The sequence below is a fragment of the Kitasatospora sp. NPDC001095 genome, assembly GCF_053598615.1.
In genome coordinates this window covers 26,885-36,904 of sequence record NZ_JBSFKQ010000068.1, presented here as the reverse complement: position 1 = coordinate 36,904, position 10,020 = coordinate 26,885, and the positions used below count along the sequence as shown (strand labels likewise).

The 10,020-nt window shown below is 72.7% G+C and carries 9 protein-coding genes; 5 read left to right on the top strand and 4 right to left on the bottom strand.

Features of this window, described 5'->3' with window-relative positions:
* Window positions 1–67 precede the first annotated feature (67 nt).
* Complete coding sequence (locus ACWDBB_RS33530) at window positions 68–1,261, bottom strand: glycine C-acetyltransferase (protein WP_449793180.1); 1,194 nt, start codon at window positions 1,259–1,261, stop codon at window positions 68–70.
* Between the two features lie 30 nt (window positions 1,262–1,291).
* On the bottom strand, window positions 1,292–2,320 hold the full coding sequence (gene tdh, locus ACWDBB_RS33525; RefSeq protein ID WP_449793179.1) for an L-threonine 3-dehydrogenase: 1,029 nt from the start codon (window positions 2,318–2,320) through the stop codon (window positions 1,292–1,294).
* A 572-nt stretch (window positions 2,321–2,892) separates the two neighbouring features.
* On the opposite strand from tdh, the gene ACWDBB_RS33520 reads away from it, so the two are divergent.
* The gene (locus tag ACWDBB_RS33520; RefSeq protein WP_449793178.1) at window positions 2,893–4,329 is read left to right on the top strand and encodes a serine hydrolase domain-containing protein; all 1,437 of its coding nucleotides are present in this window, start codon (window positions 2,893–2,895) and stop codon (window positions 4,327–4,329) included.
* Window positions 4,330–4,409: 80 nt separating this feature from the next.
* On the opposite strand, the gene ACWDBB_RS33515 is transcribed toward ACWDBB_RS33520, so the two are convergent.
* Entirely contained in the window at window positions 4,410–5,471 is a 1,062-nt protein-coding gene (locus ACWDBB_RS33515) for an ATP-dependent DNA ligase (RefSeq protein ID WP_449793177.1), read from the bottom strand.
* A gap of 66 nt (window positions 5,472–5,537) precedes the next feature.
* Here ACWDBB_RS33515 and ligD point away from each other — a divergent pair, with 66 nt between their 5' ends.
* Entirely contained in the window at window positions 5,538–6,545 is a 1,008-nt protein-coding gene (ligD, locus tag ACWDBB_RS33510) for a non-homologous end-joining DNA ligase (RefSeq protein WP_449793176.1), read from the top strand.
* A gap of 25 nt (window positions 6,546–6,570) precedes the next feature.
* Here the strand turns inward: ligD and ACWDBB_RS33505 are convergent, their stop codons facing one another.
* A complete protein-coding gene (locus ACWDBB_RS33505; protein WP_449793175.1) occupies window positions 6,571–7,779 on the bottom strand; it encodes an 8-amino-7-oxononanoate synthase in 1,209 nt (402 codons plus the stop codon).
* 175 nt (window positions 7,780–7,954) lie between these two features.
* On the opposite strand from ACWDBB_RS33505, the gene ACWDBB_RS33500 reads away from it, so the two are divergent.
* The 3 genes from ACWDBB_RS33500 to ACWDBB_RS33490 are packed head-to-tail and all read left to right on the top strand — an operon-like array spanning window position 7,955 to window position 9,981.
* Window positions 7,955–8,407, top strand: a complete 453-nt coding sequence (locus tag ACWDBB_RS33500) for a WXG100 family type VII secretion target (RefSeq protein WP_449793174.1) — start codon at window positions 7,955–7,957, stop codon at window positions 8,405–8,407.
* A 47-nt stretch (window positions 8,408–8,454) separates the two neighbouring features.
* A complete protein-coding gene (locus tag ACWDBB_RS33495) occupies window positions 8,455–9,228 on the top strand; it encodes a hypothetical protein (protein ID WP_449793173.1) in 774 nt (257 codons plus the stop codon).
* A gap of 42 nt (window positions 9,229–9,270) precedes the next feature.
* Entirely contained in the window at window positions 9,271–9,981 is a 711-nt protein-coding gene (locus ACWDBB_RS33490) for a hypothetical protein (RefSeq protein WP_449793172.1), read from the top strand.
* Window positions 9,982–10,020 lie beyond the last annotated feature (39 nt).

Sequence of the window (10,020 nt, the reverse complement as noted above, 5' to 3'; positions counted from 1 at the left end):
GGCAGTTGTGAGCCCGCGGGCCGGTCCGGTTCCGAGCGGTCCGGCCCGCGGGCAGCCTGGGGCGGGGTTACTCCCCCAGCGCGGCGCGCGCGTCCACGAAGGCCGCGACGGCGCGCTCGACGTCCTCGGTGGAGTGCGCCGCGGACAGCTGCACCCGGATCCGGGCCTGGCCGTGCGGCACCACCGGGTAGGAGAAGCCGATCACGTACACGCCGCGCTCCAGCAGCAGTTCGGCGAGCCGGCCGGCCTCGGCCGCGTCGCCGATCATCACCGGGGCGATCGGGTGGTCGCCGGGAAGGATCTCGAACCCGGCCTCGGTCATCCTCGTCCGGAACAGCGCGGTGTTGGCCGCCAGCCGCTCGCGCAGCTCGTTGGACTTCTCGACCAGGTCGAGCACCTTGAGCGAGGCGGCCGCGATCACCGGGGCCAGCGAGTTGGAGAACAGGTACGGGCGGGAGCGCTGGCGCAGCAGGGCGACGATCTCCCGCCGGGCGGAGACGTAGCCGCCGGAGGCGCCGCCGAGCGCCTTGCCGAGGGTGCCGGTGATGATGTCCACGCGGTCCATCACGCCGTGCAGTTCGGGGGTGCCGCGGCCGCCCGCGCCGACGAAGCCGACGGCGTGCGAGTCGTCCACCATGACCATGGCGTCATAGCGGTCGGCCAGGTCGCAGATCTCGCGCAGCGGGGCGACGTAGCCGTCCATGGAGAACACGCCGTCGGTGACGATCAGGCGGCGGCGGGCGTCCTGGGTGTCCTGGAGCTGCTTCTCCAGGTCGGCGAGGTCGCGGTTGGCGTAGCGGTGGCGGCGGGCCTTGCTGAGCCGGATGCCGTCGATGATGCTGGCGTGGTTCAGCGCGTCGGAGATGACGGCGTCGCGGTCGTCCAGCAGGGTCTCGAAGACACCGCCGTTGGCGTCGAAGCAGGAGGAGTAGAGGATCGTGTCCTCCTGGCCGAGGAAGGCCGAGAGGCGGTCCTCCAGCTCCTTGTGGACGTCCTGGGTGCCGCAGATGAAGCGGACCGAGGCCATCCCGTAGCCCCAGCGGTCCAGGGCGTCCTTGGCGGCGGCGAGCACCTCGGGGTGGTCGGCGAGGCCCAGGTAGTTGTTGGCGCAGAAGTTCAGCACCTCGCCCGGGCGGCCGCCGGCGGTCACGGTGACCGCGGCGCTCTGCGGGGATCCGATCACCCGCTCGGGCTTGAACAGGCCGGCCTCGCGGATCTCGTCGAGGGTCGTGGCGATGTCGGCGCGCACGTTGTCGAACACAGCAGGCTCCTTTTGCGTCGGCGGGGTGGCTCAGGCGGTCCAGTCGAGGATGATCTTGCCGCAGTTGCCGCTCGCGGCGTCGTCGAAGGCGGCCTCGAAGTCGGTGGCGGCGTAGCGGCCGGTGATCACCGGGCTGAGGTCCAGACCACCCTCCAGCAGCACGGACATCGCGTACCAGGTCTCGAACATCTCGCGGCCGTAGATGCCCTTGATGGTGATCATCGAGGTGACGATCGAGGCCCAGTCCACCGGGAACTGCTCGGCGGGCAGGCCGAGCATGGCGATCTTCCCGCCGTGGGTCATGTTGGCGATCATCGACTGCATCGCCTCGGGGCGGCCGGACATCTCCAGGCCGACGTCGAAGCCCTCGCGCAGGCCGAGCTTCTGCTGGCCCTCCTCGATGGTGTGCTGGGAGACGTCCAGCGCCAGCGTCACGCCGACCTCGCGGGCCAGGTCGAGGCGGTACGAGGAGACGTCGGTGATCATCACGTTGCGGGCGCCGGCGTGCTTGGCGACGGCGGCGGCCATGATGCCGATCGGGCCGGCGCCGGTGACCAGCACGTCCTCGCCGACCAGCGGGAAGGACAGCGCGGTGTGCACGGCGTTGCCGAACGGGTCGAAGATCGCGGCCACGTCCAGGTCGACCGGCACCCGGTGCACCCAGACGTTGGAGGCGGGCAGGGCCACGTACTCGGCGAAGGCGCCGTCGCGGTTGACGCCCAGGCCGACGGTGTTGCGGCACAGGTGGCGGCGGCCGGCCAGGCAGTTGCGGCACTTGCCGCAGACCAGGTGGCCCTCGCCGCTGACCAGGTCGCCGACCGCGACGTCCGCGACGCCGGCGCCGATCTCGGCGACCTCGCCGACGAACTCGTGGCCCAGCACCAGCGGGGTCCTGATGGTCTGCTGGGCCCAGCCGTCCCACTTGCGGATGTGCAGGTCGGTGCCGCAGATGCCGGTCCGCAGCACCTTGATCAGCACCTCGCCGGGGCCGATCTCGGGCATGGGGACGTCCATCAGCCAGAGCCCGGGCTCGGCCTGCTGCTTGACGAGTGCCTTCACGGCGGCTCCTGACGTGCGGGTGGAACGGCCTGCGGGTGCGGGGGCAGGCCGAGGGGGCCCGGTTCGGCCGCTCCTGACGGGGCGCGCTCCGGGCAGGCAGCAATCTGCCTGGTCGAAGGGGGCGCGGTCCATCGAGGAATTCTTAAGGGCGGCCACAGCTGGGCTGAACGATCGTGCCCGAGCCGCGCTCGCAGGCCGGTGCGGCATGCCGGTGCTCACCCGTCCGGCCGAGCGCGGAGGCGGCGGGCGTGACTCCGGCGGGGCCCGACCACGGCCCCGGGGCGGGTGACGGCGGACCGCCAGCCGGGCGGGGCACTCGGCTGACGGTGCTCCCGTTCGGTCCAGCCGGGCACGGACCCGCGCGCGGCCGGACGGCGGCGGTGCTTACGGTGGCGACGCTCCCCCGCGGCCCCGTGGAGCAGTGCTCCGGCCCGGCCGAGCCGCGCTCCGGGGCCCTTCGTCGCCAAGGGGCCGCCCGCCCCAGAGAGGCGCCTGCGCCGATGACCGACACCCGACGGCCCCGACCGGCCGTTCCCCGCTCCGTACGGGTACCCCGCTCTCCGCGTCCGGCCGTGCCCAGGTCCGTACGGGCGGCCTCCGCCGCCCTCGCGCTGAGCGGCCTGCTCGCCGTCTCCGCCTGCTCCGGGGACTCGTCGCCCGCGCAGGCCGGTCCGGCGGTCACCGCCGAGCCGGCCGCGCTCAGCCCGACCGCCACGCCGACCGGCAGCCCCACCGGCGGAGTGGTGGCGCTCACCCCGGACGTCATGAGCCGGCTGGACACCGCGATCAACCAGGTGATGAGCGAGGCCGCCATCCCCGGGGTGATCGTCGGCTACACCACCCCCGACGGCAGCTACCAGCGCACCTTCGGCGTCGCCAACAAGGACGCCGGGACGCCGATGTCGCCCGACCTGTACATGCGGGTCGGCAGCGTGACCAAGACCTTCACGACCACCGGCATCCTGCGGCTCGTCGACCAGGGCAAGCTCGGCCTGGACGACTCGATCTCCAAGTACGTCCCGAACGTGCCCGGCGGCGACGGCATCACCCTGCGTCAGCTCGGCGAGATGCGCAGCGGCCTGTTCGACTACACCCTGGACTCCGACTTCCGGAACGCGGTCTTCAACGACCCGAACGGGCCCTTCACCCCGGACCAGTTGCTCGGGTTCGCGTTCAAGCACCCGGCGAACTTCGCGCCGGACGCCAAGTTCGAGTACTCCAACACCAACCTGATCCTGCTCGGCCTGGTGGTCGAGAAGGTCGGCGGGCAGCCGCTCCAGGACTTCCTGGACCAGCAGGTGTTCGCCCCGGCCGGGCTCACCAAGACCAGCCTGCCGACCGACGCGACCTTCCCCGACCCGCACGCCCACGGCTACACCAACCAGACGGCCAGCGGCTCCGTCGAGGACTCCACCACCTGGAACCCGTCCTGGGGTTGGGCGGCCGGCGCCGCCATCTCCGACCTCGCGGACCTGCAGACCTGGTCGAAGGTGCTGGCCACCGGCGAGCCACTGCTCAAGCCCGCCACCCAGGCGGAGCGGCTGAAGTTCAAGCCCGCCGGAGACACCCCCGACCTGGGCTACGGCTTCGGGGTGTTCACCACCCACGGCTGGATCGGCCACAACGGCTCGCTGCCCGGGTACGAGGCCGTGGTGCTCCACCTGCCGGAGGCGAAGGCCGGCCTGGTCGTCCTGCTCAACACCGACATCGCCCACGACGGTTCGGAACCCTCGACGCTCGTGGCCCGGGCGATCACCCAGATCGTCTCGCCGAACAACGTCTACACGCTGCCCACCGCGCCCACCACGGGCTCGCCGACGGCCTCCCCCTCACCGACGGGCTCACCGACGGGCTCCCCCTCACCGACGGGCTCCCCCTCGCCGACCACGTCGCCGACGACCTCGCCGCCGGAGTCGCCCACCGCCTCGCCGTCGCCGAGTCCGATGGCCACGCCGACCCCGTCCCCCACGGCCTCGCCCACCAGCACCGCCACGCTGCACCTCTCCTGAAGCACGTTCCGAGCGTTTCGCCGACGTTCCACCGACAGTGCGTCGGCGGAACGTCGGCATCGCGTCGGGCCCCCAGCACGTCAGATCCCCAGCAGCCTGCCGAGGTCGTACGAGACCGGCTCCTCCAACTGCGCGTAGGTGCAGCTCTCCGGCGTGCGGTCCGGCCGCCAGCGGCGGAACTGCGCGGTGTGCCGGAACCGGGTGCCCTCCATGTGGTCGTACGCGACCTCGACCACCCGCTCGGGGCGCAGCGCGATCCAGGAGAGGTCCTTGCCGCCGGTCCAGCGGCTGACGGCGCCCGGCAGCCGGCCCCCGGCGTGCGCGGCCTCGTCCGCCCAGGCGCCCCAGGGGTGCCCGGAGACGTCCGCCATCCGCAACGGGGCCAGCTCCTCGGCGAGTTCGCGGCGGCGGGCCATCGAGAAGGCGGCGCAGACGCCGACGTGCTGGAGCCTGCCGTCGTCGTCGAAGATGCCGAGCAGCAGCGAGCCGACCACCGGGCCGCTCTTGTGCTCGCGGTAGCCGGCCACCACGCAGTCGGCGGTGCGCTCGTGCTTGATCTTGTACATGGTCCGCTCCCCCGGCCGGTACGGCTGGTCCAGCGGCTTGGCGACCACCCCGTCCAGCCCGGCGCCCTCGAACTCGGCGAACCAGGTCCGGGCGAGGTCGAGGTCGGTGGCGGCGGGGGCGGTGAACACCGGGTCGGCGGCGTCGGCGAGCGCGGCCTCCAGGGCCGGGCGGCGTACCGACAGCGGCTCGTCCAGCAGGCTCTCGTCGCCGAGGGCGAGCAGGTCGAAGGCGACGAAGGAGGCCGGGGTCCGCTCGGCGAGCAGCTTCACCCGGCTCGCGGCGGGGTGGATGCGCTCCAGCAGTTCCTCGAAGCGCAGCCGCCCCTCCCGGGCGATCACCACCTCGCCGTCCAGCACGCAGCGCGGCGGCAGCTCCCGCCCGAACGCCTCGACCAACTCGGGGAAGTACCTGGTCAGCGGCTTGCCGGTGCGGCTGCCGAGCTCCACCTCGTCGCCGTCGCGGAACACGATCGAACGGAAGCCGTCCCACTTGGCCTCGTACTGCATCCCGGGCGGGATCTGGGCCACCGACTTGGCGAGCATCGGCGCCACCGGTGGCATCACGGGCAGGTCCATGCGACCGATCCTCGCCCGGTTCGCCTCGGGGCGCGCGCCGGGCGTACCGCGCTTAGCGTGAGGGGCATGGGCTCAGCCGTGGAACTGGAAGTCGCCGGGCGCACCGTCCGGCTGTCGAACCCGGACAAGGTGTACTACCCCGAGCGCGGCTTCACCAAGCTGGACGTCGCGCAGTACTACCTGTCCGTCGCCGACGGAGTGCTGCGCGGGCTGCGCGACCGGCCGACCACCCTGCAGCGCTTCCCGGACGGGGTGGACGGCGAGTTCTTCTACCAGAAGCGAGCACCCAAGGGCCTGCCGGAGTGGCTGCCCACCGCCCGGATCGAGTTCCCCAGCGGCCGCTCCGCCGACGAGATCTGCCCCACCGAGCCGGCCGCCGTGCTGTGGGCGGCCAACCTGGGCTGCCTCACCTTCCACCCCTGGCCGGTCCGCCGCTCCGACACCGGCCACGTGGACGAGCTGCGGATCGACCTCGACCCGCAGCCCGGCACCGACTTCCACGACGCCGTCCGCGCCGCCCACGAACTGCGCGCCCTGCTGGAGGAGTACGGGCTGCGCGGCTGGCCCAAGTCCTCCGGCGGGCGCGGACTGCACGTCTACGTGCCGCTCGCGCCCGAGTGGACCTTCACCGACGGACGGCACGCCGTGATCGCGCTCGGCCGGGTGCTGGAGCAGCGGATGCCCGGGAAGGTCACCACCTCCTGGTGGAAGGAGGAACGCGGCGAGCGGATCTTCGTCGACTACAACCAGATGGCCCGCGACCGCACCATCGCCTCCGCCTACTCGCTGCGCGCCCGCGCCCGCGCCACCGCCTCCGCCCCGCTGCGCTGGGAGGAGCTCGACGACGCCGCCCCCGAGGACTTCGACCTGCGCACCGTCCCGGCCCGCTTCGCCGAACTCGGCGATCCGAACGCCGAGATGGAGCAGCACGCGTTCCGCCTGGAGCCCCTGCTGGAGCTCTACGAGAAGCAGCTCCACGACGAGGGCCTCGGCGAACTCCCCTACCCGCCCGACCACCCCAAGGCGAAGGGCGAGCCGCCCCGGGTCCAGCCGAGCCGGGCGAAGAAGACGTAGCAGCCGTCCCCTTCGCTGCGGACCCTCAGGCCCGCGCGCCGGGCGGGGCCAGCTCGGCGACGACGCGGACGGCTTCGGCGATCTGACCGTCCGTCAGATCTCCCCGGGCGGTGAGCCGCAGCCGGGAGATGCCGTCCGGGACGGACGGCGGGCGGAAGCAGCCGACGGCGAGGCCCGCACGCAGGCAGTCGGCGGCCCAGGCGACGGCGGCCTCCGGCCCCGGGGCGCGCACGGAGACGACCGCGGCCTCGGGCTCGCAGCTGTGCAGGCCGGCGGCGGTGAGCTGCCGGGCCAGGGTGCGGGCGACCTCGCGGGCGCGCTCGGCGCGGGCCGGCTCGGCGCGCAGCAGCCGCAGGGCGGCGAGGGCGGCACCGGCGGCGGCCGGGGCGAGACCGGTGTCGAAGATGAAGGTGCGGGCGGTCTCGGTGAGGTGCCGGATCACCCGGCGCGGGCCGAGGACGACGCCGCCCTGCGAGCCGAGCGACTTGGAGAGGGTGGCGGTGGCCACGACGTCCGGCTGCCCGGCGAGGCCGGCCGCCGCGAGCGCCCCGGTGCCCCCGGGGCCGAGCACGCCCAGCCCGTGCGCGTCGTCCACCAGCAGCGCGGCGCCGTGCGCGCGGACGGCTTCCGACAGCCCGGGCAGCGGGGCCGCGTCGCCGTCCACCGAGAACACCGAGTCGGTGACCACCAGCGCCCGCGGCTGCGTCCGCCCGGCGAGCGCCTCGGCGACGGCCGCCGGGGCGCTGTGCGGGGCCCGGTGGACGTCGGCGCGGGAGAGCCGGCAGCCGTCGATCAGCGAGGCGTGGTTGTAGGCGTCGGAGACGATCAGGGTGTCAGGGTCGGTGAGCGCCGTCAGCGCCGCGAGGTTGGCCGTGTAGCCGGAGGAGAACACCAGCGCGGCCTCCGCCCCGCAGAACTCGGCCAGCTCCTCCTCGAGTTCGGTGTGCAGGGCCGTCGTCCCCGTCACCAGCCGCGAGCCCGTCGAACCTCCGCCCCAGCGCAGCGCGGCGTCCGCGGCGGCCCGGGTGACCACCGGGTGCCTGGTCAGCCCCAGGTAGTCGTTGCCGGCGAGGTCCAGCACCGCGTCGTCCGCCGCCCGGCTGCGCAGCGTCCGCCTCAGCCCTGCCTCCGCGCGCATCACGGCGGTCTCGTCGAGCCAGTCGAAGACGCGCGCGGGAGCGGGGGCGAGGCCGGTGGCGGCGGGGCGCGGCTCGGCCGCGAGCGGATGGTTCATGCTCGGCACTCTGGCATGCCTCCGCGTGCGGGGCAATGTGCGGATCGGCACAGTGCGGACGGGTTGTCCTTGTGGCGGTTCACCAGGTGTCAACGGGATGTCAGTATTCAATTCACCGAATCCTCGCCGTAAAAATAGTACGATCCATGCCGATCTTTATCCGGGGGGCAAAACAATGACCGCCCTCGAATTCGAGCGTCGCATGAATCCGTGGCTCTTTGACGACAAGGGCAATCTGACCGAAGAGGCGAAGAAGCAGTTCCCGGACCTCGCCGGGGCCAACTCCGCACCGGTCTCGTTGAACCCGGCGGGCGGCGGCAAGACCATCGCCGTGAACGCCGGCGTGCTCCAGCAGGCCGCACAGAACGCCCTCGCCCTGCGGGACGCCGTCAAGACCGAGTGCGACCAGCCCGGCGAGCACGTCAACGCGGCGGCCGGCTCCCTCAAGGGCTGGAACCTCGGCGGCGCGCTCACCGCCGCCTGGGGCACCTGGACCAGCCAGTCCGGCGGACTGCAGACCACCGTCGGCGACATCGGCACCAACCTGCAGACCACGGGCCAGAGTTACAGCAAGACCGACTCGGACATCCAGGCCAACTTCAACAAGCCGCAGGGCACCGGCAGCTAGCGCCGGCGCAAACGGGGGGATACCGCACGAACGACATCATGTCCCACGTGGTGGAGAGGTTCGGCACCAAGGACGGCCCGGCCCTGCTCAAGGGCGGCCTGTTCGCGAACCTCAACGGCAGCCTCGGGAACATGACCGCCAACTACATCGGCCCCTTCCAGGGCGCCCTGGAAGGGGCGGGAGCCGACTCCCACCTCTTCAAGCAGAGCCAGGTCGGGCGCCTGCTCGGCACACTCGGCCAGGACCCGGACGCCTACGCCACGATCGCGGCAGGGCAGCAGGCCTACACCACGGCCCAGATCCAGGACGTGCTGGCCCACCCCGAGTTGCACAAGGACCTGGCGGTGGCGGTCGAGAACATCGCCAAGCCGGCCGGGCAGGTCAACGGCCTGATCACCAGCGCGATGGTCGACGCGGTCTACCAGAAGCACTCCGCCGGCGACGCCGAGTTCAACGCCGCCATCGACACCAAGAGGGAGATCGCCGGCCAGATCTGGTCCTTCGCCGGCGACGCGCTCAAGGAGCGCGCGCCCCTGATCGGTGAGGGCGTCGACAGCGTGGTCAACCAGATCATGGACGACGTCGCCAACGGCTACAAGGTGGACACCCACAACGACGCCAGCGACGAGGCCGGGTCCGCGAAGGAGTCGGCCGAGCTCAAGTCCCAGCAGGCGATCATCGACGCCGTCCGCGAGGCCGGCCGCATTGCCGGCGCCGACCCGAACTACATCAACGACGTGGCCCGCCGAGCCGCCCAGGAGGAGAACACCGGCTACAGCAGCGGCAAGACCTCGTACGACACGGTCTACCCCAAGAGCTGACCGCCCGAGCCCACCACCTGCCACGACCGAGAGCGCTGAGGAATGGCCGACGTCGCCCACATCATCCCGCCGTCCCCGGACGACCCGCCCCCGCGCCGGTCCCGGGTCCGCCCCTGGCACGCAGTCGTCGCCCTCGCCGTGGTCGCGGCGGTGGGCGGCGGGCTGTGGGCCTGGAAACCCTGGCAGTCGGTGGAGCTGCCACGGAGCGCGTGCTGGGGGGTGCTCGGTGCGAACGACCTGAAGCCGCTCGCGGGCACGGACGGGAAGGCCACCGAGCCCAAGCCGTCCCGCGAGATCGCCACCCCCGCGAAGCCCGCGTCGGGGAGCCGCGACTCCCGGTGCCTCGTCTCCTGGCCCGGCGGGACCATCCTGCTCGACGCGGACGTCCGACCGGCGCACGACCGGATCGACGCCGACCGGAAGAACGACGCCGGCGGCGGATCGGTCATCCCGCTCGACTTCGGCTCCGGCACGACCGGGTGGATCACGGCCAGCAGGATCGTCCCCGGAAACGCGGCGGTTCGGCTCTACGTTCCGTGCGACTACGACGCCCCGAAGGACGACGGCGACCAGCCCCCGCCGAAGTACATCGGCGTCCTGGTCTCCGGGGACGTCGTCCACGGCGCCACCCTCGGCAAGGCACATCAGGCCTACGCGGACATCGCCCTCAAGATCGGCCGGGCTGCCGCGACCGCGTACGAGTGCCGGAACCCCGTGACGCTGGCCGGTACCGCCCCCCGCATCGGTTCCTGACGTCCGGGGGGGGTCAGGGGCAGCCGTCAGAGCGACGGG

Excerpts from the sequence above, each read along its gene's own strand:
- ACWDBB_RS33500 (WP_449793174.1), top strand. The coding sequence starts at position 7,955 with ATGACCGCCCTCGAATTCGAGCGTCGCATGAATCCGTGGCTCTTTGAC.
- ACWDBB_RS33515 (WP_449793177.1), bottom strand. The coding sequence starts at position 5,471 with ATGGACCTGCCCGTGATGCCACCGGTGGCGCCGATGCTCGCCAAGTCG.
- ACWDBB_RS33505 (WP_449793175.1), bottom strand. The coding sequence starts at position 7,779 with ATGAACCATCCGCTCGCGGCCGAGCCGCGCCCCGCCGCCACCGGCCTC.
- ACWDBB_RS33490 (WP_449793172.1), top strand. The coding sequence starts at position 9,271 with ATGGCCGACGTCGCCCACATCATCCCGCCGTCCCCGGACGACCCGCCC.
- ligD (WP_449793176.1), top strand. The coding sequence starts at position 5,538 with ATGGGCTCAGCCGTGGAACTGGAAGTCGCCGGGCGCACCGTCCGGCTG.